23 protein-coding genes are annotated in these 24,739 nt (G+C 34.3%); 17 read left to right on the top strand and 6 right to left on the bottom strand.

All coding sequences use genetic code 11. The annotated features are described in order from the left end of the window. Nucleotides 1-8 precede the first annotated feature (8 nt). Together EG348_RS05930 and EG348_RS05925 are read right to left on the bottom strand one after the other, a co-directional pair. Complete coding sequence (locus EG348_RS05930; protein WP_123981545.1) at nucleotides 9-377, bottom strand: rhodanese-like domain-containing protein; 369 nt, start codon at nucleotides 375-377, stop codon at nucleotides 9-11. 10 nt (nucleotides 378-387) lie between these two features. Beyond that, complete coding sequence (locus EG348_RS05925) at nucleotides 388-1,797, bottom strand: MBL fold metallo-hydrolase (protein WP_123981543.1); 1,410 nt, start codon at nucleotides 1,795-1,797, stop codon at nucleotides 388-390. Between the two features lie 319 nt (nucleotides 1,798-2,116). On the opposite strand from EG348_RS05925, the gene EG348_RS05920 reads away from it, so the two are divergent. The 12 genes from EG348_RS05920 to EG348_RS05865 all read left to right on the top strand — a co-directional run bounded on the left by EG348_RS05920 (nucleotide 2,117) and on the right by EG348_RS05865 (nucleotide 17,488). Beyond that, a complete protein-coding gene (locus tag EG348_RS05920) occupies nucleotides 2,117-3,643 on the top strand; it encodes a helicase HerA-like domain-containing protein (protein ID WP_123981541.1) in 1,527 nt (508 codons plus the stop codon). 291 nt (nucleotides 3,644-3,934) lie between these two features. Then, entirely contained in the window at nucleotides 3,935-5,158 is a 1,224-nt protein-coding gene (locus EG348_RS05915) for a PolC-type DNA polymerase III (protein ID WP_123981539.1), read from the top strand. Between the two features lie 246 nt (nucleotides 5,159-5,404). After that, the gene (gene lysA / locus EG348_RS05910; protein ID WP_185145499.1) at nucleotides 5,405-6,607 is read left to right on the top strand and encodes a diaminopimelate decarboxylase; all 1,203 of its coding nucleotides are present in this window, start codon (nucleotides 5,405-5,407) and stop codon (nucleotides 6,605-6,607) included. A gap of 193 nt (nucleotides 6,608-6,800) precedes the next feature. Continuing rightward, nucleotides 6,801-8,534: a thiamine pyrophosphate-dependent enzyme gene (locus tag EG348_RS05905; RefSeq protein ID WP_123981535.1), complete on the top strand. Its 1,734-nt coding sequence runs from the start codon at nucleotides 6,801-6,803 to the stop codon at nucleotides 8,532-8,534. Next, nucleotides 8,534-9,778, top strand: coding sequence for an MFS transporter (locus EG348_RS05900; RefSeq protein WP_123981533.1), 1,245 nt, complete (start codon nucleotides 8,534-8,536; stop codon nucleotides 9,776-9,778). The genes EG348_RS05905 and EG348_RS05900 overlap by 1 nt, the downstream gene beginning before the upstream one ends. Before the next feature lie 97 nt (nucleotides 9,779-9,875). Beyond that, nucleotides 9,876-10,361 (top strand): hypothetical protein, encoded by a 486-nt coding sequence (locus EG348_RS05895; protein WP_123981531.1) that lies wholly within the window; start codon nucleotides 9,876-9,878, stop codon nucleotides 10,359-10,361. Between the two features lie 198 nt (nucleotides 10,362-10,559). After that, on the top strand, nucleotides 10,560-12,008 hold the full coding sequence (gene miaB / locus EG348_RS05890; protein ID WP_123981529.1) for a tRNA (N6-isopentenyl adenosine(37)-C2)-methylthiotransferase MiaB: 1,449 nt from the start codon (nucleotides 10,560-10,562) through the stop codon (nucleotides 12,006-12,008). Between the two features lie 60 nt (nucleotides 12,009-12,068). Continuing rightward, nucleotides 12,069-12,500 carry a hypothetical protein gene (locus tag EG348_RS05885; RefSeq protein WP_123981527.1) on the top strand — a complete coding sequence of 144 codons (432 nt, stop codon included), beginning with the start codon at nucleotides 12,069-12,071 and terminating at the stop codon, nucleotides 12,498-12,500. Nucleotides 12,501-12,627: 127 nt separating this feature from the next. Then, on the top strand, nucleotides 12,628-13,926 hold the full coding sequence (locus EG348_RS05880; protein WP_123981525.1) for a sigma-54 interaction domain-containing protein: 1,299 nt from the start codon (nucleotides 12,628-12,630) through the stop codon (nucleotides 13,924-13,926). Between the two features lie 7 nt (nucleotides 13,927-13,933). Continuing rightward, nucleotides 13,934-14,632, top strand: coding sequence for a hypothetical protein (locus EG348_RS05875; RefSeq protein WP_123981523.1), 699 nt, complete (start codon nucleotides 13,934-13,936; stop codon nucleotides 14,630-14,632). An 8-nt stretch (nucleotides 14,633-14,640) separates the two neighbouring features. After that, nucleotides 14,641-15,156 carry an LptE family protein gene (locus tag EG348_RS05870; protein WP_228414837.1) on the top strand — a complete coding sequence of 172 codons (516 nt, stop codon included), beginning with the start codon at nucleotides 14,641-14,643 and terminating at the stop codon, nucleotides 15,154-15,156. A 1-nt stretch (nucleotide 15,157) separates the two neighbouring features. Then, complete coding sequence (locus EG348_RS05865; protein WP_123981521.1) at nucleotides 15,158-17,488, top strand: hypothetical protein; 2,331 nt, start codon at nucleotides 15,158-15,160, stop codon at nucleotides 17,486-17,488. Between the two features lie 58 nt (nucleotides 17,489-17,546). On the opposite strand, the gene EG348_RS05860 is transcribed toward EG348_RS05865, so the two are convergent. The 4 genes from EG348_RS05860 to EG348_RS05845 all read right to left on the bottom strand — a co-directional run bounded on the left by EG348_RS05860 (nucleotide 17,547) and on the right by EG348_RS05845 (nucleotide 20,238). Beyond that, entirely contained in the window at nucleotides 17,547-18,155 is a 609-nt protein-coding gene (locus tag EG348_RS05860) for a DUF4126 domain-containing protein (protein WP_123981519.1), read from the bottom strand. 205 nt (nucleotides 18,156-18,360) lie between these two features. After that, entirely contained in the window at nucleotides 18,361-18,744 is a 384-nt protein-coding gene (gene rnpA / locus EG348_RS05855) for a ribonuclease P protein component (protein ID WP_123981517.1), read from the bottom strand. 149 nt (nucleotides 18,745-18,893) lie between these two features. Then, on the bottom strand, nucleotides 18,894-19,619 hold the full coding sequence (locus EG348_RS05850) for a ThiF family adenylyltransferase (RefSeq protein WP_123981515.1): 726 nt from the start codon (nucleotides 19,617-19,619) through the stop codon (nucleotides 18,894-18,896). After that, the gene (locus tag EG348_RS05845) at nucleotides 19,612-20,238 is read right to left on the bottom strand and encodes a TatD family hydrolase (RefSeq protein WP_123981513.1); all 627 of its coding nucleotides are present in this window, start codon (nucleotides 20,236-20,238) and stop codon (nucleotides 19,612-19,614) included. The genes EG348_RS05850 and EG348_RS05845 overlap by 8 nt, the downstream gene beginning before the upstream one ends. A 97-nt stretch (nucleotides 20,239-20,335) precedes the next feature. Here EG348_RS05845 and EG348_RS05840 point away from each other — a divergent pair, with 97 nt between their 5' ends. The 5 genes from EG348_RS05840 to EG348_RS05820 all read left to right on the top strand — a co-directional run bounded on the left by EG348_RS05840 (nucleotide 20,336) and on the right by EG348_RS05820 (nucleotide 24,699). Continuing rightward, the gene (locus EG348_RS05840) at nucleotides 20,336-20,965 is read left to right on the top strand and encodes a TetR/AcrR family transcriptional regulator (RefSeq protein ID WP_123981511.1); all 630 of its coding nucleotides are present in this window, start codon (nucleotides 20,336-20,338) and stop codon (nucleotides 20,963-20,965) included. A 103-nt stretch (nucleotides 20,966-21,068) separates the two neighbouring features. Next, nucleotides 21,069-22,064, top strand: coding sequence for an outer membrane protein assembly factor BamD (gene bamD / locus EG348_RS05835; protein ID WP_123981510.1), 996 nt, complete (start codon nucleotides 21,069-21,071; stop codon nucleotides 22,062-22,064). Nucleotides 22,065-22,106: 42 nt separating this feature from the next. Further along, nucleotides 22,107-22,430 carry a DNA-directed RNA polymerase subunit omega gene (locus EG348_RS05830; RefSeq protein ID WP_027378789.1) on the top strand — a complete coding sequence of 108 codons (324 nt, stop codon included), beginning with the start codon at nucleotides 22,107-22,109 and terminating at the stop codon, nucleotides 22,428-22,430. 118 nt (nucleotides 22,431-22,548) lie between these two features. Next, nucleotides 22,549-23,751: a bifunctional phosphopantothenoylcysteine decarboxylase/phosphopantothenate--cysteine ligase CoaBC gene (gene coaBC, locus EG348_RS05825; RefSeq protein WP_123981508.1), complete on the top strand. Its 1,203-nt coding sequence runs from the start codon at nucleotides 22,549-22,551 to the stop codon at nucleotides 23,749-23,751. A gap of 36 nt (nucleotides 23,752-23,787) precedes the next feature. After that, the gene (locus EG348_RS05820) at nucleotides 23,788-24,699 is read left to right on the top strand and encodes a DUF4835 family protein (RefSeq protein ID WP_123981506.1); all 912 of its coding nucleotides are present in this window, start codon (nucleotides 23,788-23,790) and stop codon (nucleotides 24,697-24,699) included. Nucleotides 24,700-24,739: the final 40 nt, after the last annotated feature.

Raw genomic sequence — 24,739 nt, 5'->3', positions numbered from 1 at the left:
TTTCATATTTAAAGGCTGGAATCCTGAATGCCTTTTACATTTTGCCAGCTCGTTCCGTCATAAACATCAACACCGTTTTTCTTTAAGATTTTATATGCTTCGTCGGCCTGTACTCCTTTATTACAGAAAACAACTACTTTTTTGCCTTTCAGAGATGTCGGATTGTTTATAATTTCAGCTAAGGGTACGTTGATGGCGTTGTTGGCTGATCCTCCAGCGTATTGTTCCGGAGTTCTCACATCTACCAACGTTACATCCGGACTGTTGATCACTTTTCGTATGCTTGCATTCGAAATTTCTGCTGCCGTTGTTGATGTTTTACATGCAGTTAATGCAAAAATTGATACAAGAATTAATCCGAGAAATTTATTTTTCATATTTAAAATCTTACAATGTTTTTGATTGACAAACGAAGTCTGAAGTTGGAAATTTTTCAGTTTTTTTGATTCCGTTAAAACCTCCTTCTATTTCAGTGAAGTTTCTGATTCCGTGTGAATTAAGGATGCTTGCCGCGATCATGCTTCTGTAACCTCCTGCACAATGTAAGAAGAAATGTTCAGAATCATCGATCGTGCTTACCCAATCACTGATGGTATCTAATGGTTTGTTGTAAGCGTTGTCAATGTGCTCTGCAGAATATTCTCCAAGTTTTCTAACGTCAATTACTTTTGTGTTTTCAGTAAATTGCTCCGCAAATTCGGCAGGTGAAATTCTTGTTACTTCATCAATTTCGTTGTCTGAGTTTTTCCAAGAATCAAATCCTCCTTTTAAATATCCTAAAACATTATCGAATCCAACTCTGCTCAATCTTGTAATTACTTCTTCTTCTGTTCCTTCATCAGAAACCAGTAATAAAGGATGTTTTACATCTACGATTAACGTCCCAACCCAAGGTGCGAAATCTCCTTTTAATCCAATATTAATAGAATTTGGAATAAAACCTTTCTGGAAATCGGCAGGTCCTCTTGTATCTAAAATTAAAGCGCCCGTTTCTTCTGCAAAGCTTTCGAAATCTTCAACAGAAATAGGATTTAATCCTTTGTCCATAACATCGTCAAGGCTTTCGTAACCTCCTTTATTCAAGGCAACATTCATCCCGAAATATTTTGGTGGAGCTGTTAATCCATCTAAAACTTCTCTAATAAAAGATTCTTTATCGGGTTGATTTAGTGCGTAATTGGTTCTTTTTTGATTTCCCAAAATATCAACAGTTTCTTTCTGCATATTTTTCCCACATGCAGAACCCGCTCCATGAGCCGGATAAACTGTAATACTGTCATCTAATGGAAGTATTTTGCTGTGTAAACTTTCATATAAAATTCCTGCAAGGTCTTCTTGAGTAAGGTTGGTTGCTTTTTGAGCAAGATCCGGTCTTCCTACATCTCCTAAAAATAGAGTATCTCCTGTGAAAATTGCAGTTTCAACACCATTTTCATCAATCAAAAGATAGGTTGTACTTTCCATGGTATGACCTGGAGTGTGTAAAGTCTTTATTTTTACTTTTCCGATCTCGAAAATTTGATTGTCCTCCGCAATGATTGCTTCAAAATCGGGGTTGGCAGTTGGTCCGTAAACAATTGGAGCTCCTGTTTTCTTACTTAGATCCAAGTGTCCCGAAACAAAATCTGCATGGAAATGGGTCTCAAAAATATATTTTAAAGTTACATTGTCTTTTTCAAGGCGCTCCAAATAAGGCTTAATTTCTCTTAATGGATCTATAATTACAGCTTCATTTTCTGATACTATATAATATGCCCCTTGAGCAAGGCAACCGGTATATATTTGTTCAACTTTCATCTTATTTCTTTAACAATTTTGTTGTTATTATTCAATCTACAAAAATCGTGTTTTATTTTTTAAAAACGGGATAAAATAAAATATCAATAATAATAGAGTAAATCTATAAAGTTTTTATTTATTCTAATTTAGAAAATATCTTAAGAAGAAATTTATTTTGTTTTTAATGATAATAAATATTCTCTCGGATTTTCGTTATCAGCAAGACTAATTTAAGTAAAAATTATAGAAATTCGAAAGTGAACTTAATCATGAATATTATCTTGGATGATCAAATATTTTATAAAATATTTTATATTTATAAGTTAAAAAAGATCAAATGGCAGATAAAGCGAAATTTATTGAAGAATTAACTCCCAGATATACCCCAAAAGGTGAACATATTATACTAGGAAAAGGAATGCTGGACGGTGAAGTGGTGTCAGAAATTAATGTAACCATTCCTTTAAAAACAATCAACAGACACGGACTTATTGCGGGAGCGACAGGTACTGGTAAAACCAAAACGTTGCAGGTTTTTGCAGAACAGCTTTCTCATGCGGGAGTTCCGTCTTTGGTTTTGGATATCAAAGGAGATTTTTCCGGAATTGCAGAAGCCGGGCAAATGAATCCGATTATTGAAGAAAGATATGCTAAAACACAGCTTCCCTATAATCCACAAGCGTTTCCGGTAGAATTGATGACAATTTCCGGCGGAAAAGGAGTGAAGTTGAGAGCTACCGTTACCGAATTTGGTCCTGTTTTATTAAGTAAAATTTTAGAATTAAATGATACTCAGCAAAGTATCATGTCAATTGTTTTTAAATATTCTGATGATAAAGGATTGCCTTTGATCGATCTTAATGATCTTAAAAAAGTTCTGCAATACGTTACAGATAATGCACAAGGCAAGGCAGAGCTAGCTGCTAATTACGGTTCAATTGCTCCTGCTTCTTTGGGTGCTATTTTGAGATCAATTGTTGCTTTGGAACAACAGGGAGCGTCAGATTTCTTTGGTGAACTTAGTTTTGATGTTCATGATCTGCTTGAAACCAGAGATGGAAAAGGCGTTGTAAATATTTTAAGAGTAGCTGATATTCAGAATAAACCGCAATTATTCTCTACGTTTATGCTTTCTCTTTTTGCTGAAATTTATATGACTTTCCCGGAAGAAGGAGACAGCGGAAAACCCAAGTTGGTTTTATTTATTGATGAAGCTCATTTAATGTTTGATGAATCTTCAAAAGCATTGCTTTCACAAATCGAAACGATGGTAAAATTGATTCGTTCTAAAGGAGTTGGGATTTATTTTATCACTCAAATTCCGGGCGATGTGCCTGAAAGTGTGCTTTCTCAATTAGGTTTAAAAATCCAGCATGCGCTGAGAGGTTTTACGGCAAAAGATAAAAAAGAAATATCAAAAGCGGTTGAAAATTATCCGACAACGGAGTTTTACAATGCCTCTAATTTAATTCAAAATCTGGGAATTGGTGAAGCATTTATTACTGCTTTAGATGAAAAAGGAATTCCTACACCGTTGGTTCATACTTATTTAATTTCTCCTGAATCCAGAATGGATGTATTAAGTGATGCTGAAGTTTCAGAGTTGGTGAATAATTCTAGTTTAGTCGCTAAATATCAGGAAGATATAAACAAAGAATCTGCCTACGAAATGCTGACGAGCAGAATGGAACAGGCAGCTCAAAATTCTACTCCAACTCAAAAATCGAGACCTGTAAAAGAAGAACCGGGAATGTTTGAACAGGTTTTAAAAAGCCAGGCGGGAAGAACTTTTACCAGTACTTTGATGCGTGAAGGCGCAAAAGCTATTTTAGGTATGTTTGGGCTGGGAGGAAGAAAAAGATAAGATAAATTATTTCATTGGTTTGGCAGTTTCAATTTTATTATAAACAGTTTAAATTCAATATTTACATTTTTTGATATAATTTTTGTTATTTTAGCAGGACTGCCTTTATTCATCGATAAAATATGGATGTATAAGTTGTTGGAAGAATAATTTAAAGGATGATAAAAGATTGGTTACAACCATTTTATAATTATGGCATAGGTTGTGTACTTAGTTTAGTAATTTTTATCAGGTTTTGATGGCAGGAATTATTTAATATTAATCATAAAATTAGCTATATAGCAAGACATAATGTATTCAATAATAGATATAGAAAGTAATGGTGCAGGTTACAGGAAAGAATGCATTATAGATATTGCTGTCTACCGTTATGATGGTCAGAAGATTGTCGACCAATTTATTTCTCTTGTAAATCCTGAAGGAGATATTACCCCTTTTGTTCAGAAATTGACCAATATCACCCCAAAAATGGTCAAAACTGCTCCGAAATTCCATGAAATTGCAAAAAGAGTCATAGAAATTACTCAAAATACAACATTGGTAGGGCACAATATTGATTTCGATTACAGAATGCTTCGCCAATCATTTGCAAGGCTTGGTTATGATTTCAAAATCAATACTTTAGATACAATTCCTTTAGCTAAAAAACTGATTCCCGATGAGGTAAGTTATTCTTTAGGAAAATTGGTGAAATCTTTAGGAATTCCGTTAACAAATCATCACAGAGCAGATGGTGATGCAAGAGCTACATTAGAGTTATTCAAACTTTTGGTGTCAAAAGATATTAAAAATGAGATCATTCAGGAGCAGCATGAAGAAACAAATGCAAATACTTATATCAATAAAATCAAGGAGTTAACGCAAGATCTTCCGAACGAGAAAGGCTTTGTTTATTTTCAAAATGAAAGTGGAAAAATCATCTTTTCAGATTATGTTCAGGATATTAATAAATTTTCTAAAAAAGTTTTTAATTCCAAATCTAAAAGATGGGAAGAAATTCAGTTAGAAGTTACACAAATCAATTTTGAGCTCACCGGAACCGATATTATTGCCAAGTTGATATTGAATTCAAAAAATATTAAAAAAAGAGAAGTTTATCCTTTCGGACTTTATTTTAGGAATAATAAATATATCGTTGAGAAAAATCAATTAAATAAATCAGAGAAGCCGATTCTTAAATTCAAATCCTTTACTCAAGGTACAAAAGCCGTTCATTTTATTGGAAATTTTGAGGAATATAACGATATTAATATTTTTAAAAAGAAAATAGATTTCAAAAAAAGAAATGAACTTTGGCTGGGACAGGGAAGGAAATTAGGAGAAAAACTATTCTTAATTATAGAAAACGGGAAAACTGTTTCGTACGGATTTTATGAACTTTTCACCCAAATTCAGACGATGAGTATGATTTCTAAATTAAAAATAGACCTGCCTTTATCAGCGGTAGATTTAAATAACGACTTGCAACTGGCCTTGCTTCGCGGTGATTTTGAGACACTACCGTTGCCGAAATAATAGAACATTTTAGAATTTTTATTAAGAAGAAAATGCTTTTCAAATTAATTTTCTGAAAATAAATAGTACTTTTGCAAGAGAATAAAAAAGCAATGCAAAATTTTAAACAACATAAAACTGGAAAAAAGGGAACTGTAAAGTTCTCTAAGGTTTGGAATATTTAAATGAGTTGTCTTGCATAAAAATAATTAATGTGGCAGACTCTTTTTCCGAAGAATCTGCCTTTTTTTATGTTAAAATCAAATTATGAATTCAAAAGAATTATTAAAGATTGCCAATGAGTTTGGCACGCCGGTGTACGTTTACGATGCAGAATCGATTAAAATTCAATACGAAAAGCTTACATCTTCTTTTTTAAAGCACACAAGGTTCTTCTATGCAGCGAAGGCGTTGACAAATATCAACATTCTTAAGTATGTCAAGAACTTGGGGGCTTCTTTGGATTGTGTATCAATTAATGAAGTGAAATTAGGTTTAAAAGCCGGATTTTCTAAAGAAAAAATATTATTTACCCCAAACTGTGTCGATTTAGCCGAGATCGAGGAAGCAATGACACATGGAGTACATATTAATATCGATAACATCTCTATTCTTGAGCAGTTCGGTAACAAATACGGAAATACATATCCAATTCTTGTAAGAATCAACCCGCATATTTTTGCAGGTGGAAACTATAAAATCTCAACGGGTCACATCGACAGTAAATTCGGGATTTCTATTCATCAGGTTCGCCACATCGAAAGAGTGATGAAAAGCACAAATCTGAATGTTGAAGGTCTTCACATGCATACAGGAAGCGAGATCAAAGATCCTGACGTTTTCTTACAGGCTTTAGATATTATGCTGGAACTTTCTGAGCATTTCCCGAATCTGAAATATCTGGATATGGGAAGCGGTTTTAAAATTCCTTACCAAGACAGTGAAGAGGAAACTGATGTGAAAACGTTAGGTAAAAAAGTAGAAAAAGTAATCGCTGAGTTCTCAAAATCTACAGGAAAAAAATTCGAATTATGGTTTGAGCCAGGAAAATTCTTGGTTGGAAAAAGCGGATATCTTTTAGTAAAAGCTAATGTGATCAAGCAGACAACAGCGACTGTTTTTGTTGGAGTTAATTCTGGATTTAATCATTTGATCCGCCCAATGTTCTACGATTCTTATCATCAGATTGAAAATTTATCTAATCCAAAAGGAGCGGAAAGAATTTATACCGTAGTTGGAAATATTTGTGAAACAGATACTTTCGCTTGGGACAGAAAACTGAATGAAGTAAGAGAAGGTGATATTTTAGCTTTCCATAATGCAGGAGCTTACGGTTTTGAAATGAGCTCAAACTTTAATTCAAGACTAAAACCTGCTGAGGTTCTTTTCTTAGACGGAAAAGCTCACTTAATCAGAAAAAGAGATGAATTCGAAGATTTATTGAGAAATCAAATCGAAGTAATCAATTAAAATACAGTAACTCCGCAAGAAATTGCGGAGTTTTTTTATGGTCTTAAGTAAATTTTAAGGTTTAAGAATCTTTAAAACATTTATTATTCCATAAATTTGATAGAGATCAATCTTTAAACAAGAAAATAATCTTAACTGATCTGTACCATTCTATATTCCCAAATTAGAAAAATAACCGTCAAAAAATATAATTATGGCTAAAAACATAGCAGAGCAAATTGTTGAAATGCTCGAAAATGCAAATGTGAAAAGAATTTATGCAGTAACAGGCGATAGCCTTAATCATTTAAATATTGCCGTGAAAAAAAGCAGCATCGAATGGATTCATGTAAGGCATGAAGAAGTGGGAGCCTATGCTGCAGCAGCGGAAGCAGAACTTGATGGTTTTGCGGTTTGTGCAGGAAGTTGCGGACCGGGACATGTTCATTTGATCAATGGAGTTTACGAAGCGCATCGTTCTCACGTTCCGATGTTGGTTATCGCTTCAACGATTCCGACCGAAGAAATGGGAATGGATTATTTCCAGGAAACAAATACCACAAAATTATTTGATGATTGCAGTTATTACAATCAATTGATCACAAGACCGGAGCAGGTTCAGAGAACTGTTCAAACAGCGATCCAGCATGCTATTTCAAAGAAAGGAGTTGCTGTGATTGGTCTTCCGGGAGATGTTTCAGAATTGGATGCTGAAGAAGCTACGACTTCCAATAAAATATTTAAAACAAATCCTGTTATTCGCCCGTCTGATGAGGAATTGAACCAATTGGCGAATTTAATTAACGAAAGCGAAAAAGTAACCATCTACTGCGGTATCGGAGCTGAAAAATCCAATGCTGAGGTGGTAGAATTATCAAAATATTTAAAAGCTCCTGTAGGATATTCTTTCCGCGGAAAAATGGCGATTCAGCCAAATAATCCTAATGAAGTTGGGTTAACCGGACTTCTGGGACTTCCTTCCGCGTATCACGCGATGCATGAAGCTGATTTACTAATTCTTTTGGGAACAGATTTCCCTTATCAGAAATTCATGCCTGTTAAAAATAAGATTGTACAAATTGATGAAAGTCCTGAAAGATTGGGCAGAAGAGCCAAGTTGGAATTGGGTTTGACGGGCGATGTTAAAGAAACCATCAAAGCATTATTACCTTTATTAAAAGAAAAAACAGACGTACATTTCCTTAATCAACAGTTGGAATTTTACGAAAAAGTAAAAGAAGAACAATTGACGTATGTAAAAGATTCCGGAAAAGAAGATTCTATCCAGCCGGAATTTGTAGCACATACTTTAGATAAATTAGCTAAAAGAGATGCCATCTTTACTGTAGATACAGGGATGTGTTGTGTTTGGGGCGCAAGATTTATTACGGGAACTGGAGAGCGTAAGATGTTGGGTTCTTTCAATCATGGTTCTATGGCGAATGCAATGCCGATGGCTATCGGAGCGTCATTAGCTCATCCCGACAGACAGGTTATCGCGATGTGTGGTGACGGTGGATTATCCATGTTATTAGGAGATATGGCGACTATTTTTCAGTATAAACTTCCCATAAAATTGATTGTTTTTAATAACAGAACACTAGGAATGGTAAAACTGGAAATGGAAGTCGGCGGAATGCCCGATAATGAGACCGATATGATCAACCCTGATTTTGCAATGATAGCTCAGGCAATGGGATATCCAGGCAAAAACGTTCACAAACCGGAAGAAGTTGAAGCGGCTATTAATGAATGTTTAAATTACAATGGCCCTTACCTTTTAAATATTTTCACCAATCCAAATGCGCTGGCATTACCTCCAAAGATTGAATTTGATCAGGTTGTAGGAATGACAAAATCTATGGCTCAGCTGATGCTTGGCGGTAAAATGGAAGAAGCTTTAGACACTGTAAAAAGTAACTATAAACATATTAAAGGATTGTTATAATGGATAGTTCTTTAAAGAAATTCTACATCATTGCGTGGGCATTTGGACTAATCTTTTACTTTTTAGATTACGTGATCAGATCTGCTCCTGCGGTGATGATTCCTCAATTGGTTAATAATTTTAATACAACCGAACTGAAATTGATCAGCATGGTCGGAACCTATTATTACACCTATTCAACCTGCAGTTTGATTGCCGGGATTGCTTTAGATAAATTCGGTGGGAAAAAATCTCTTTTTGTCGGCACTTTGATCTTGGGAATTGGCTGTTTATTATTTTTAATTTCAAGTCAGGTTACAGGAGTTACGGGAAGATTATTGCAGGGCGCGGGCTGTGCTTTTGCTTTTCCGGGCTGTGTTTACTTGGCGAGTAAAGGGTTTTCTTCGAAATCTTTGGCTACAGCCATCGGTTTTACGCAGTGTATAGGAATGTTGGGCGGAACAGCCGGACAATTTGTAGTGGGACCTTGGGTTGAAAAAGGAGTTAATATCGATACTTTCTGGCTTTGGTCAGGGATCGCAACCATTATTACAGCTTTTGGGCTATTTTTTGTAATTCCTAATGAAAATAAAGCGAAAGCTTCTGAGAAAGCTAAAAACCAGCATATTGGTTACTTGGAACCCTATAAAATTGTTTTTAAAAATCCTCAATCTTGGCTTTGTGGAATTGTTTCCGGGTTATTATTTGCTCCGACAACGATATTTGCAATGACTTGGGCGGTTGCTTTTTTCCAGAAAGACAAACAGTTTGTTTTTCATGAAGCAGCAATTACAAGTGCGATGGTCGCCTTTGGATGGGTTTTCGGATGTCCTCTTTTAGGATTTATTACAGATAAAATTGGTCGTAGAAAACCTGTTTTGATTGCTGGTGCTATTTTAATGATCATCAGTTTATTACAATTAATTTATCTACCGGATTTATATCCTGCAAAAATTAGCATGTTCATTCTTGGACTAGGTTCCGGAGCAGCAATGATTCCTTATTCTGTTATTAAAGAAGCTAATCCTGATTATGTAAAAGGAAGCGCAACAGGAGCTATTAACTTTATCACTTTTGGAGTTACCACTTTATTGAGCCCTATTTTCAGCAGATGGTTCGGGAAAAGTTTAGATATTTCTTCGGGAGATCTGCATTTTCAACATTCGATTTTATTTTGGATTTCGGGGATTGTTTTAGCAATTCTTATTTCATTAATGTTAAAGGAAACAGGAAGTAAAGCTCAAGATCAAGCGATAGTTTCATAATTTTTACATTAAAATTTAATTAAATATTTCAATCAGGCTTTACACTTTTGTGTGAAGCTTTTTTTTGATGTAATTTTGCTTCAATAAAAATTAATTCATGAAAACTTTAGCATTGTTGATCGGGCTTTTGGTGGCAAATTTTACTTTTGCACAACAAGATGTTGAAGAAAGAGATGATACTTTTACTTCGGAAAGCAATAAGAATCTTTTAAAAATAGATATAAAAGAACCGTTATTACAAATTGCGGCAAAAAACTGTAATGATTTTAAAGCCGCAGGTTTTGAGGGCGGAGTATTGGTTTATAAAGAAACATTAAGAAAATATATGTTTGATTATCTTAATTCTGATTTTTATGTCTTAAACGGTGATTTCAATTTTATATTAACGATCGATCAAACAGGAAAAGTGATAAAAATTGAAGGATCTCCCAAAGTTACCAACAGTGAAGTCTTCTTTGATGACATGAAATATGTGGTGAGAAGAATCAAAAAAAACTGGATCCCGGCATCTTGTAATGGCCAACCAATCATTTCACAGGTTAAAATAAAAATGAATCTGTCATCTATTTCAACAGATTTGTAGTGTGAAAATAAGCTCAAACAAATACGATATAAATATAATTTAGAATATAAAAAAGATAGGATGAAAGGGAAGTCTAGCAATCAAAATTTTAGAAGCAGATAACCCTGCCATTCTGGCACAATATTTTGTATCTTTGCAAACTAAACTATTTTTAGCATTGATTTAAAACCCAATTTCTAAAATTTAATTTCTACAAAAGTGCAGGAAAAATATATAGACGAAACCAAGCAGGGAGAAGCTTTTGCGATTGCTGAAAGAGATGGAAATTCTAAAAAATTATTTTTAGAAAGCTATGGTTGTCAGATGAATTTCTCTGATTCTGAGATCGTTGCTTCTATTCTTAATGATCAGGGTTACAATACCACTCTTAAAGTAGAAGAAGCGGATCTTATCCTTTTAAACACATGTTCTATTCGTGAAAAAGCCGAGCAGACGGTGAGAATGCGTCTTGCTCAGTTCAAAAAGCTGAAAAAAGAAAAACCAAACATGACGGTCGGTGTTTTGGGCTGCATGGCGGAGAGATTAAAAACTAAATTTTTGGAAGAAGAACAATTGGTTGATCTTGTGGTTGGACCCGATGCTTACAGAGACTTACCCAACCTTTTAAAAGAAACCGAAGACGGAAGAGATGCTATTAATGTAATTCTTTCAAAAGAAGAAACGTATGCAGATATCAATCCTGTTCGTTTGGGCGGAAATGGAGTTACAGCTTTCGTCACTATTACGAGAGGTTGTGATAATATGTGTACATTCTGTGTAGTTCCGTTTACAAGAGGTAGAGAAAGAAGCCGTGATCCGCACTCAATTCTTGAAGAATGTAAAGAGCTTTGGAATAACGGTTATAAAGAAATTACTCTTCTCGGACAAAACGTAGACTCATATCTTTGGTACGGAGGCGGTCCTAAAAAAGATTTCGCCAAAGCTTCTGAAATGCAGAAGGCTACAGCAGTTGATTTTGCTAATTTGCTTGATCTTGTAGCTAAAGCAGTTCCTCAAATGAGAATCAGATTCTCAACGTCGAATCCTCAGGATATGAGCTTGGATGTGTTCAGAGTTATGGCTAAGCACGAAAATATCTGTAAATATGTTCACCTTCCTGTTCAAAGTGGAAGCAACAGAATGTTGGAAGCGATGAACAGACAGCATACCCGCGAAGAATATTTAGATTTAATTAAAAAAGCTAAAGAAATCGTTCCGGATATTTCTTTTTCTCAGGATATGATCATTGGTTTTTGCGGCGAAACAGAAGAAGATCATCAAGATACTTTAAGTTTAATGAAAGAGGTGGAATATGACTATGGTTATATGTTCTCCTATTCGGAAAGACCGGGAACGCCTGCTCACAAGAAAATGGAAGACGATGTTCCGGCGGATGTTAAGCAGAGACGTTTAGCAGAAGTTATTGATTTACAGAGAGAATTGTCCAGACAAAGAATGGAAGGATACGTTGGACGTGTTCACCGTATTTTGATCGAAGGTGTTTCAAGAAAAAATGAAAATCAGTGGAAAGGTAGAAACTCTCAAAATGCCGTTTGCGTATTTGATATGCTTGAAGGGCAAAAATTGGGTGATATTGTGGATGTTTTCGTTTATGATAACACACAGGGCACACTTTTAGGGAGAAAAATAGAACATACACTGAACTAAATTGTTCTCCAAAGAGAAAATATATATTCAAGAATAATAATTATCAATAATAAACAGACAATGGAAAAATTTCAAAAATATTGCCTCAGTGTTTTATTGGTAATCATTTGCAATAATATTTCAGCCCATGTCAGAAACGGAACCGTTGAAAGCGATGACTGTAAAAGACTTTGGGAAGTTTACAGTAAGTTTTTAGGAACCCAAGATTGTGACCAGTCGCTGGAGTTTTTAGTTAAGAAAAAAAGAACTGATTATTGCGTTTTAAGTAAAAAACAAAAAGCCGTTGATGCAATTGGCGAAAATATTTTCCAAATTCAGCATCATAACTTTTATAATGATTTTGAATTAAATTATTCTCAAAAGAACAAACATAATAAAAATTTAGAAAATTTTGAACGACAAATCAAAGATTATGATTTTGTCGAAAACATATATTTTACAACTAAGGTTTCAAAAGTCAGAAACAAAGATTACTTGGATTTAATAAGTTAGAATTACTAATCGTGATGAAAATAAGCTTTAAAAGTTTATCTAATCGTTTTAAAAAATCAACAAAGTTTGCAGAAGATAATTTAAGTTCTGTAAGCAAAAAATTAAATCAATAATCAAAAATTTACTTATGAGTAACGAGTTACAAAATATAAAGAACCGCTTCGGAATTATCGGAAATTTTCCGGCTTTAAACCGTGCCTTAGAAAAATCTATTCAGGTAGCACCAACGGATATTTCCGTGCTGGTAATCGGTGAAAGTGGAGTTGGGAAAGAATTTATCCCGAAAATCATTCATTCAGAATCCAAAAGAAAACATCAACCATATATTGTCGTTAACTGTGGTGCAATCCCAGAAGGAACCATTGATTCCGAATTATTCGGACACGAAAAAGGCGCTTTTACAGGGGCAACAGGTACAAGAAAAGGTTATTTTGAAGTGGCAGACGGCGGAACAATTTTCTTGGATGAGGTTGGGGAGCTTCCTTTGCAGACGCAGGTTCGTCTTTTAAGAGTACTAGAAAGCGGTGAATTCATGAAAGTGGGTTCTTCACAGGTTCAAAAAACGAACGTAAGAATTGTTGCTGCTACCAACGTCAATATGATGAAGGCAATTCATGACGGAAGATTCCGTGAAGATTTATTTTACCGTTTAAATACCGTGCAGATCGATATGCCGCCTTTGAGAGAAAGAAAAGGTGATATTCATTTGTTATTCAGAAAGTTCGCTATAGATTTTGCCGAAAAATACAGAATGCCGGAATTGGAATTGGAGCCTAACGCCGTTCATTATATCGAAAATTATACTTTTCCCGGAAATATTCGTCAACTGAGAAATCTTGTTGAGCAAATGACCGTGGTAGAGCGTGACAGAAGCGTAACGGTAGAAAAATTAACAGAATATATCCCAATGGAGACCCATTTGCCAATGGTGGTAAATGCTCCTAATACACAGAAACAGAATGATTTCGGAAGTGAAAGAGAAATTATGTATAAAATTCTCTTCGATATGCGTAACGATATTAATGATTTAAAATCCTTAACTTCGGAACTGATAAAGAACAGAGGAACTGCAGATCTGAGCAACCAGGAAAAAAATCTCATCAGCAGAATTTATACTCCTGAAACTCAACAGGCAGCTCCCGCAAGCTCTTTATTGTATTTTGAAAATAATATTAATAATAACCCGGCTGTTCAGACACCAACAATCATTTCGAATTCAGATTCAGACAACAGTTATGAAGACTTTGAAGATATTGAAATTGAGGAAAATAAGCCTGAATCTCTGTCTCTTCAAAATAATGAAAAAGATTTGATTATCAAGGCATTGGAGAAGCATAAAGGACGCAGGAACAAAGCGGCCGATGAGTTGGGGATTTCACAAAGAACTTTATACAGAAAAATAAAACAATATAACCTAGAAGACTAAGCTAACCATGAATTTTGACTTAATTATTAACAGAGGATACAATTTTAACATCGGAAAATACGTCTCGGACGGATTTGAACTTTTCAAAAAAGATATTGGCGGATTTATAGTTGCCACAATTCTTGCAATCGTAATGAGCATAATTCCTTTTTGCGGATTATTGGCATTAGGAAATTTCTATAAAATTTGCAGAAAAGTAGACGCAGGAGAAAAAGTTCAGGCTGGTGATATTTTTGATTTTACAGATTTTTGGGTGTATTTCAAATTTATGATATTGCTTTTTGTAGCAATTTTCATATTGATGATTCCTATTCAAGTGTCTATGGTTCCAATGATTATGGCGGCAAAATATGGTGATGGTACAGGCGATGTAGGGACTGCATTATTTGCAGGCGGAATGGGAGTTTGGATGATCCTTTTTATATTGCTGATATTTGCATTTGCAATTTCGTTTTACTTTGTACAGCCGTTAATTTCGATTTACAGAGTTCAAAGCGTAAGAAAAGCGTATTCACTTTCTTGGAAGATTGCTAAGAAAAACTTTTTTATGATATTGATTTTCAGCCTTGTTGTTGGAGTAATTTCAGAATTAGGGATCATAGCGTGCGGAATCGGGATAATATTTACGATACCCATCGGAATTTGTATTAAATATGTCAGCTTTAAAGATATTTTAGAAACGCAAAATCAAAAGCAGGGTTTATGATAGGTAAAATGAAAATTATATTTGGATTTGTAATTCTTACATTGTTTCAACAGTGTTATTCTTTTACAGGTTCATCTTTAACGGACGAAAAAACGGTACAGATCAATGAATTTCCAAATAATGCAGCATTGGTGAATCCTGCCTTGTCACAGCAGTTTTCAACGGATATTCAAAACAGATTTTTACAAAGAACGACGTTAAAGGGAACCAAAGAAAATCCGGATATTTTGATCGAAGGAGAAATCTCAGACTATTCTATAACACCGACTACGATTGGTTCAAATTCAACCACCAATCAAACGACGGGCGGAATTGTTCAGGATTCTCAAAATAAATTAACAATCACAGTGAAAGTACATTACGAAAACAAGATCCATCCGGACTCGAGTTTCGACAGAACATATTCTGATGAAGCGGTTTTCAACAGTAACTTATCACAATCAGATATAGAAGCCTCACAGGTGAAGATTGCAACAGATAGAATCATTAACAAGATATTTAACGATATTGTAGCGAATTGGTAAAATGAATCCAAGAGTTTTAGAATTATTAAGGAACCCCAAAAATATACAGTCAGAAGATCTTAATCTTTTGAAAGAGGAAATCAGTTCTTTTCCTTACATTCAAAATATCAGAGCTTTGCATCTGTATGGGATTCATCTTTATGATAAAGAAAATTATCAGAAAGAGCTTTCTACAACGGCTGCTTATACAACGGATAAGAAAATTCTTTATCAGTTGATCAACGGTAAAATTAAGCAAAAGCCAAAACCGGAAATTATTGAAGAGCAAAAGCCTTTGATTTCTGTAAATACTTTCAAATATATTTATAAAAGCAGCAGTTTCCCTATTAAAAGAGAGGAAAAGGAGCAGCAGATCATTGAAGATAAAAAGCACGAAGAAGCTTTCCTTCTTCAGGCTCAAACCATACCGGAAATTAAGCATCTTCACGTAAACGGTGAAAGAAACCGTATCTTATTTGAAGGTGAAGAAAACTTCCTTGAGGACGATACTTTAGAAACAATTGATTTGGAATCTACCTTAGAATCCGGATCTATTGTTACTCAAAAAGCTGAAAAGAAAGAAGTAGAAGAGGTAATAAATGAAGTTGAAAATATTCAGGAAGAACCAATTTCTGAGGAAGTTCAGCAAGAAAATCCTGTTGAAGAAATAGCAGAATTTACTCCTGAAACGATTATTAATGAAGAAAATATTGATTCAGAAGCACAGAAAGAAAAGATTGATAATGAATCTGATGTAAGCTTCTATGAAATTGAACCTTCTTTAACCGAAAATGAGACTAAAGAAGATGATTTAGTTGAAGAAAACAATGCGGTTTCTGTTGAAAATGAGAAATTTAATAAAGTTGAAGAAATTTCGGAATTCACTCCGGAAACGATCATTAATGAAGAAAAAGTTGACTCAGAATTAGAGGAAGAAAAAATTGATGATGAATCTAATATAAGTTTCCATGAAATAGAACCTTCTTTAACTGAAAATGATAATTCAGTTAAAGAAAATGAAATTGTTTCTGCTGAAAATGAAGAGTTTACTCAAACTGAAGCTAAAATAGCATTTACTCCCGAAGAAATCATCAATGAAGAAGAAATTACTTCAGAAAGTGAAACAGAAAAGGTAAATAATGATGCCGAATTAAGTTTCCACGGAACAGATTCTTTCCTTCCTGATGTTAAAATTCAATCCAATATTATTGAAGAAACGGTAAGCGAAGAAATCCCTCAGCCAAGCATCAACAAACATGAAGATGAAATGAGACGCTTGATTGAAGAGGTTGAGAAAAAAATGAAAACGGTAAAAGTTTCTTCTGAACAAAAAGAAACTGAACCTGAAATTTCAGGACATGAAATAAGTTTTTCCGAAACTCAAAATTTCAATGTTGAAGAACCTGTAAAAGAGAATGTTGAAGAAAAAATTGAGGAAGGCCAACCTGAATTAGTTGAAAATAAGCCTGAAGAGGTCGAAACAGTTGAAGAAACCGTAAACGAAGAAATTCCGGAAGATAAAATTGTCACAGAAGAGGTACAGGAAGTGAAATCTGCTTGGAAACCAATGAGGTTCGAATCTCACGTTCCGGATTCTTTAATCAATAAATCAACAGAAACTCCTCAGCCGAAAGTTGAAGAGGTAAAAGAAGAAGCTCCAAAAGATCAAGAGATTATTTCACAAGTAGTAGAAGAAACAGAACTTCCAAAAGAAGATTCAGAGGAAATCGAAACTATCGAAGAACCTGTTATCGAAGAAAAAATTGAAGAACCAGAAACTGAAGAAGAAGATGAGGAAGAGGAAGAAGCTCCGGCATTGAATGTTTCTTTCTTTAATTCAGATATTATTTCAAGCTGGGCGGTTGATGCAAATAAAGCTAAAGAAGAACAGCAAAAAGAAAAAGAAGAAGCTACAGAAACTCCTGCTGAAACGGTAAGCGCAAATCCAATAGACAGCAATGTTCCCGGATTTATCAATACGTGGCAAAGCTGGCTGAAAATCGACAGGCCGTCTGATGAAGCAGAAGAAACGGTAGAACAGATTCAGCAAGTAGAAGAAGCGGAACCAATCGATAAAATAAAAACTGAAATTAAAAATAAGGTTATTGAATCTTTCATAGAAAATAATCCTAAAATATCTCAGTTAAAAGATGAAGTTAATTTCGTTGTTAAAGAAAAAACGGATGATATTTCACACTTAATGACAGAAACTTTGGCTACGTTATATTTCGAACAGAAATTGTACACAAAAGCAATCAAAGCTTTCAATATATTGATTACGAAACACCCTGAAAAGAAAGATTATTTCGAAGGAAAAATTCAGGAAATAAAGGATGTTCGAGGTAAAAACTAAGATTTAAAAATAAAAAAATATAAAAAATGCTGAGTCTAAGAGATTCAGCATTTTTGTTTTATGTATTATTGATGACATTCTTTTTACTTTTCAATTTCCGCCATGCTTTTCGTCCGTAAACAAATACGAGAACTACCAAAATAATCGCGCAGATCCCTGCTAAAATCGGCATCGCCATTGCTAAAACAGTCATAATTCCTGCTCCGGCCGTTTCTGTGGTTCCAACAACTGAATTTCCGAGTCCGCCCGTTGTTGCTGTAGAAGCAGCCCGGAGTCCTGCAAAGCCTGAACTTATAGTTGCTGCCGTTCCACCGCCCGCTATTAAAGCCAATGCCCATTGTGGAAATGTCCCCAAATCTGCAAACTGACTCGCAAACAAAACAGATCCGGCTACAGTCGCCATTGGAACAGATATTGTGTCTAATAAATGATCAATAATGGGAATATAATAAGCGAGGATCTCAGCTATCGTAGCAATTCCGGTTGTGATAAGCGTTGGTAGGCCGGAAAGCCACTCAAAACTCTCATTTGTTGGGATCCAGTGAAGATAAGAAGCTAAACTTACCGCAAACATGGGTAGAAAAACTCTAAAGCCGGTCGCGGCAGCTAGTCCGATGCCGATAAACGCACTCAGGACATAAGGTAAGTAGGGAACATGATCTAACATTTTAATTTTCAGATTAATTGTTTCCCATAAAGTTACAAAAAGAATGCAAAGATTTTAATGAATTTTTAATTCTCAGCGAATCATATTTAAGCACAAGAAAGTAGCACACAATCATCTGTGCAAATCTGTTGTAGAAAAATAAATAATTATAACAACAGATTTTCACAAATCTTCACGCTTTATTTATTCTTGAAAAATAGAAAAGTTAAGATTTTTTCTGAGGTTGATTAGATTGACAAAGTTTAATAAACTGCGCTTCTACATCCTGAAATTTAGCAGGCATTTCTGGAGAAACCCAAAACATCATCGCAATTGTTTTTTCACCGAAAGCTTCTCTGAAAAGATCTTTATTCAAGCGGTAACATTCTCGTAATAATCTCTTTATGCGGTTTCTGTGAACTGCTTTTTTGAAATATCGTTTAGAAACAGAAACTCCGAATTTTAAAGTTTCTACAGGTAAAGCAGGTTTATCTTTTAGGATAATAATTCTCAAATTTCCGCACGTTCTCCATTTACCTTTTTCAAAAAGTAAAGTGATCTCATTGTTTTTTTTGAGTTTTTCGGCTCTGGGATATTTGAAATTTGTCATTTACAGAGTGTAAATATAAGGTATATTTTGTTTGTTTGAGATGCTTCGACTCCGCTCAGCATGACAGCGCTAAAAATATACTGTGGAAAACAGCGAGTATTAGAAATGTCATGCTGAGCGGAGTCGAAGCATCTTTATTATGAATTAAATTAATCTTTTTTCAATAAATGATTAATAACTTCCGAAGCAGTATACAAGCCAAAAATTGCAGGCATATAACTTATCGTTCCGTAAAAAGATCTTTTATAATTGCTTCCGTCTGTCATTTTCAGGCTTTCTTCATCTTGGATATCGTTAGCAAAAACGCAACGAACACCCTTATCAATTTTCTCTTTTTTTAATCTTTTTCTTACTTGTCTTGCAAGATGGCAATGCTCGGTTTTGCTGATGTCTCTTACTATTACCTTGCTAGGATCGATCTTTCCTCCGGCTCCCATTGAGCTTACGATCTTTATTTTTCTTCTTTTTGCCGCGATGATTAAATAAACTTTTGGCGTTATACTGTCGATACAATCTAAAACATAATCGAATTTTGCAGAGTCCAGGACTTCGTCCATTCTTTCCGGATTTAGAAACTCATTGATTTTGGTTAAATTAAGTTGAGGATTAATATCTAAAAGCCTTTCTGCAACAACCTCTACTTTATGTTTTCCAATTGTAGAATGTAAAGCGGGTAACTGTCTGTTAATGTTTGTTATATCTACCGTGTCACCATCTACGATTGTCATGGTTCCGACTCCGGCTCTTGCGAGAAATTCTGCCGCAAAAGAACCAACTCCGCCTAGTCCGACAACCAAAACAGTTGCTTTATTCAATCTTTCCAAACCATCTTCTTTGATGAGAAGTTCCGTTCTCTCCAACCAGTTTTTATCCATTTTTTATTGTCTCTAAATTTTCTAAAATTTGTTCGTTCAGTTTTTCTAAAGAAATCCCCTTGATTTCCGAGGTTTTTTGATATAAATCTTCGATGTTAAAATCTTCATTATCAGTTTCTAAAAAGATTTTATCTAAAGGGGTAATTTTCAGAATATTTTGCAAAGATAAATTATACAAAACCGCTTTTCCAAAACTCAGATAAAAATTATTTTTGAGCAGGTCTTCGGCAATGCTTTGTTTTTTATTAAAACCATGAATGATCATCGCTTGTTCTGCCTTATTTTTGAAGGAAATCACTTCGTAAAATTTTCTTACACAATGAATAATTAAAGGCTTTTTTACTTCATTGGAAATTTTTATTTGCCTTAAAAAAACGTTTTCCTGAATTTTTTGATCAATTTCAACAAAAGAATCCAATCCGCATTCTCCAATCGCAAAGCAGTTTACATTGATGTTTGATTGTAACCAATCGGTTTGATTATCAATGTATTCTATTTGAATATCCTGAGGGTGGATTCCAATAGAATACAAGGAATAGGGCGGAATATTATTTAAGTCTAAATTATAAATTCCGTACGTTATATTTTTCTTATGATGATGAAAATCAAAAAAATCCATGAGCAAAAATACTAACTATTTAGAATTAATAGAAAATTCTTAAACGAACGTTTATAAATATGTTAAAAATTTCTTAACTTTACTCAAACAACACTCCATGAAGAAAAAATTTACAGAAAAACAAATCCATATTTTAGACATCGCCGAAGAGCTGATTGCGAAAAAAGGATATGAAGGAACGTCGGTGAGGGATATCTGTTCCAAAGCCGGTATTAATGTCGCAATGATCTCTTATTATTTCGGTTCTAAGGAGAAAATGATGTCTTATCTCTATCAATACAGAGTTCTAAAGACGAGGGAAAATTTTTCGGAATTTGCAGACACAATCAAAGATGGCAAACCGGAAATGCAAATGAAGGAGATTATTAAATATATTGTCTCTCAATTATTTAAATATAATTATTTCCACGGATTTGTTACGCAGGAACTTCGACATACAGAAAATTTAAAAGACGAGCTTCTCGATTTTTATCAATTATTTGTAAAAAAACTGGATGAAGTCATAAAAAAAGGAGTTACGTCAGGAGTTTTCACATTTACGCCAAAACCTGAAGATGTTCTTACCACAATTATTGGTTCTACATTGTTTGTAATTCGCAATAAAAACTTTTATGAACTCTATGTTCCGAGTAAAAATGAAGAAGCTTACGCCAAAGAAGCCGAAAAGAAGGTGAGAATGAATCTTTTGATGAGTGTTTTTGCAATTTTGGGATACGCTGCAGACTAAAATTACGTTAAATATTCATAAAAAAAAATCTATTGACAAAAAAGTTATATTTTTGCAAATTAATAGATCGGTCATATAATCCGAAAACTGTTGAATTTTTTATATGAAAAAATATATTTTAGGTCTTTTTGCTGTAGCTGTGGTATCTTCATGTGTGAGTCAGCAAGATAAAGCGATGAAAAGTGCTGATAAAAACTACATCTTAAAGGTTGCAAATGAGAACTTTGCAAAAAAGAAGTGGAAAAATTCATTGGCTCTTTATGACAGATTGGCTAATTTGGTTGCAGGTACGGATGATTTCCCTAATGTGGGTTTCAATACGGCGTATGCAAACTATTACGATAAAAATTATAAATTGGCTGGGCATCAGTTCAAAAACTTTGCAGTAAGTTTTCCAAAGGATCCAAGAGCAGAAGAGGCAGCGTATATGTCTGCTTTATGTTACTATGAAGGTTCAATGGATTATAATTTGGATCAGTCTAGTACAGAATTGGCAATTAATGAGTTACAGGAATTCTTAAATAATTATCCAACCTCTGAAAGATCTAAAAATATCAGTACCCTTATTGATGAGTTGTCTTACAAGTTAGAATTCAAATCTTACGAAAATGCAAGACAGTACTTTAATATGGGTGATTACAAAGCTGCAAATACGGCTTTAGAAAACGTATTGGAAGATTTCCCAAGTACAAAGCTTCGTCCGAAAATTTATGATTATATCATGAAAGCTCGTTATTCTTTGGCCCAAAAATCTATTTATGATCTAAAAGATGAACGTATTGAAAGCGCATTATCTTTTACAAGACAGGTTGAAAAAGATCTTCCGAATACAGAATATTCTAAAACTGCATTGGATCTTAGAGAAAAATTAGAGAAAGAAAAGAAAGATTTTGCAGTTGTAAAAAAAGAAACTGAAGCTAGAATTGCAACATTAACGGCAAGACAGAAAAAAGAAGCTGAAAAGGTAGCAGAAAAGAATAAAACTGAGGAGCAGATTAAAAATCAGGTTGATGCTGAGAAGAAAGCAATGCAGATTCAGAGGGATAGTGCGAAGCTTCAAACACCTCCACCGGCAGCGACTTTCAAAATCCAAAGATAATTCGTAAATTTGCCATCTTATAAATAAATTAATTTTCTCAAAATGAGTGTAAAAGATACAAAAGCAGAAGTAAATACTATTACTTACGATAAAGACAAGATTGAAGATAAAGTAGGTTCAATCTATGAAGCTATTGTTATCATGGGAAAGAGAGCAGAGCAGATCAATGCAGAAATCCGTACGGAATTGCATAACAAATTAGATGAATTTGCTGTTCACAACTCTACATTGGAAGAAGTTTTCGAAAACAGAGAGCAAATTGAAATCTCTAAACATTACGAAAAACTTCCAAAACCAACTTCTATCGCTATTGAAGAATGGTTAAACGAAGATATCTACTTCAGAAAAACTGAAGAAAGAAAATAAGAACCGTTTGGTTTTTAATAGATGAAGGTCATAAAGGAACTATTTCTTTTATGACCTTTGTTGTTTAAATGGTTTGTGAGAAAAAATAAGTATTTTAGTGTTTTAAAATTAAAACTACATGAGTGTTTCCGGGAAGAAGATTCTTATTGCCGTTTCTGGAGGAATTGCAGCCTATAAAATTCATTTTCTGATAAGAGAATTGATAAAGAAAAGTGCAGAAGTTCAGGTGATTATGACTCCTGATGCTGAGCATTTTGTAACGAAGCTGAGTTTGTCTACGCTGTCCAAAAAACCTGTTTATACAGATTTTTATAATGAAAACGGAACATGGAACAGTCATGTGGAAATGGCATTGTGGGCAGATGTAATGATCGTTGCTCCCTGCACAGCAAACACGTTGGCAAAAATGACGCACGGAATGTGTGATAATTTGGTTATTGCAACCTATATGTCAGCGAAATGCCCCGTTTTTATAGCTCCTGCAATGGATTTGGATATGTATGCGCATCCTTCCACAACGCAGAATTTAGAATTGGCTGAAGATTTCGGACATTTTATCATTCCTGCAGAAGAGGGTGAGCTTGCGAGCGGATTAATCGGGCAGGGAAGAATGGCGGAACCGGAAACAATTGCTAAAGCTGTTGAAGAATTTTTTAATTCAAATCATAAAAAAACTTTAGAAGGAAAAACGGTTTTAATTACTGCCGGACCCACTTATGAAGCCATTGATCCTGTAAGGTTTATAGGAAATCATTCTTCGGGTAAGATGGGATTTTCTCTGGCTGAGGAAGCTTCAAAAAGAGGAGCAAAAGTTATTTTGATCTCGGGGCCGACTTCTCAGGTGATAGATGATAAAAATGTTTATCTACATAAAGTGACTTCTGCAAAAGAAATGGTGGCGAAAGTGTTCGAGTTTTATGATAAAATTGATATTGGAATTGCAAGTGCAGCCGTTGCAGACTATGCTCCAAAGGAAGTGGCTAAGGAAAAAATCAAAAAAAATGACGAAAGCTTAACCATTGAATTAATTAAAAATCCGGATATCCTCAGAACAATGGGTGAAAAGAAAACCCATCAGTTTTTGGTAGGTTTTGCCTTGGAAACTCAGAATGAAGAAGAAAATGCCAAAGGAAAACTGGAAAAGAAAAATCTTGATATGATTGTTTTAAATTCTCTTCGTGACGAAGGCGCAGGATTTAAGAATGATACCAATAAAATAAAAATATTCACCAAGACGGAGAAAAAAGAATTTGAGCTAAAATCTAAGGATGATGTTGCAAAAGACATTCTTAATTTTGTTGAGTCTCAGATTTTAAAATAATTTTAATAAATTTCCGTTCTCAATTTTTAATAGATAATGAAAAAATACATAAGTTTATTTTTACTACTTTTCATATTTAATTTTAGCTTTTCTCAGGAGTTGCTGGCTACCGTTCAGGTAAACGCTCAATCATTGGGAGGAAGTAACCAGCAGATTTATAAATCTTTGGAAAAAAGTCTTAGAGATTTCATTAATAATACAAGCTGGACAGGTAAAAAGCTTCAGAATTTTGAAAAGATAAAATGTAATTTTGCTATTGTTCTGACAGAAAGTCCCGGTAATAACAAATACAAAGGAAATATTGTTGTTCAGGCAGTACGTCCGGTTTATAATACAAATTATGAATCTCCATTAGTAAATCTTAATGATCAAAGGTTTTCTTTTGAATATATTGAAAATGAGAATCTTATTTTTAATGAAAGACAGTTTTCAGGTAAAAATTTAATTGATGTCATTAGTTTTTATGTCTATACAATTTTGGGCTACGATGCGGATAGTTTCCAGTCTTCGGGCGGAACACCGTGGTTTCAAAAAGCACAGCAAATTGCTCAAAACGGAGAATCTCAGAATACTTATGAGGGATGGAAGCAAATTAATGAGCCCAGAAACCGTTCTCAGCTGATCAAAGAAATTATGAGTCCCAATATGACACAGCTAAGATCTTTATTTTATTCTTATCACAGAGCTGGTTTAGATAATCTATTCAATCAGGATCAGACACAGGCAAAGAAAGTTATTTTTGATGGTTTGTTACAGTTGAAAACCTATGAAAGTAATTTCACTCAGAATTATTACTTAGATCTTTTTCTAACGAATAAGGCGGATGAGATTTTTAATATATTCAATTCAGGAAATAATGGAGGAATTGTATTGGGTGATCTGAAACAATTACTGATCTTCATGAATCCTAAAAATACAGACAAATATTGGAGTCAGTGGAAACAATAAAACTCGGATTTTTTCAGTCTTGAATTCTGAATTTTAAAGT

The organism is Chryseobacterium sp. G0201, from assembly GCF_003815655.1.
In the GTDB taxonomy this organism is placed as follows: Bacteria; Bacteroidota; Bacteroidia; order Flavobacteriales; family Weeksellaceae; genus Chryseobacterium.
Note: the sequence above shows the minus strand (reverse complement) of the source record. Positions and strands in the feature narration are given on the sequence as shown.

Coding starts and splice junctions, on each gene's coding strand:
- EG348_RS05930 (WP_123981545.1), bottom strand. CDS start 377: ATGAAAAATAAATTTCTCGGATTAATTCTTGTATCAATTTTTGCATTA.
- EG348_RS05925 (WP_123981543.1), bottom strand. CDS start 1,797: ATGAAAGTTGAACAAATATATACCGGTTGCCTTGCTCAAGGGGCATAT.
- EG348_RS05920 (WP_123981541.1), top strand. CDS start 2,117: ATGGCAGATAAAGCGAAATTTATTGAAGAATTAACTCCCAGATATACC.
- EG348_RS05915 (WP_123981539.1), top strand. CDS start 3,935: ATGTATTCAATAATAGATATAGAAAGTAATGGTGCAGGTTACAGGAAA.
- lysA (WP_185145499.1), top strand. CDS start 5,405: ATGAATTCAAAAGAATTATTAAAGATTGCCAATGAGTTTGGCACGCCG.
- EG348_RS05905 (WP_123981535.1), top strand. CDS start 6,801: ATGGCTAAAAACATAGCAGAGCAAATTGTTGAAATGCTCGAAAATGCA.
- EG348_RS05900 (WP_123981533.1), top strand. CDS start 8,534: ATGGATAGTTCTTTAAAGAAATTCTACATCATTGCGTGGGCATTTGGA.
- EG348_RS05895 (WP_123981531.1), top strand. CDS start 9,876: ATGAAAACTTTAGCATTGTTGATCGGGCTTTTGGTGGCAAATTTTACT.
- EG348_RS05885 (WP_123981527.1), top strand. CDS start 12,069: ATGGAAAAATTTCAAAAATATTGCCTCAGTGTTTTATTGGTAATCATT.
- EG348_RS05880 (WP_123981525.1), top strand. CDS start 12,628: ATGAGTAACGAGTTACAAAATATAAAGAACCGCTTCGGAATTATCGGA.
- EG348_RS05875 (WP_123981523.1), top strand. CDS start 13,934: ATGAATTTTGACTTAATTATTAACAGAGGATACAATTTTAACATCGGA.
- EG348_RS05870 (WP_228414837.1), top strand. CDS start 14,641: ATGAAAATTATATTTGGATTTGTAATTCTTACATTGTTTCAACAGTGT.
- EG348_RS05865 (WP_123981521.1), top strand. CDS start 15,158: ATGAATCCAAGAGTTTTAGAATTATTAAGGAACCCCAAAAATATACAG.
- EG348_RS05860 (WP_123981519.1), bottom strand. CDS start 18,155: ATGTTAGATCATGTTCCCTACTTACCTTATGTCCTGAGTGCGTTTATC.
- rnpA (WP_123981517.1), bottom strand. CDS start 18,744: ATGACAAATTTCAAATATCCCAGAGCCGAAAAACTCAAAAAAAACAAT.
- EG348_RS05850 (WP_123981515.1), bottom strand. CDS start 19,619: ATGGATAAAAACTGGTTGGAGAGAACGGAACTTCTCATCAAAGAAGAT.
- EG348_RS05845 (WP_123981513.1), bottom strand. CDS start 20,238: ATGGATTTTTTTGATTTTCATCATCATAAGAAAAATATAACGTACGGA.
- EG348_RS05840 (WP_123981511.1), top strand. CDS start 20,336: ATGAAGAAAAAATTTACAGAAAAACAAATCCATATTTTAGACATCGCC.
- bamD (WP_123981510.1), top strand. CDS start 21,069: ATGAAAAAATATATTTTAGGTCTTTTTGCTGTAGCTGTGGTATCTTCA.
- EG348_RS05830 (WP_027378789.1), top strand. CDS start 22,107: ATGAGTGTAAAAGATACAAAAGCAGAAGTAAATACTATTACTTACGAT.
- coaBC (WP_123981508.1), top strand. CDS start 22,549: ATGAGTGTTTCCGGGAAGAAGATTCTTATTGCCGTTTCTGGAGGAATT.
- EG348_RS05820 (WP_123981506.1), top strand. CDS start 23,788: ATGAAAAAATACATAAGTTTATTTTTACTACTTTTCATATTTAATTTT.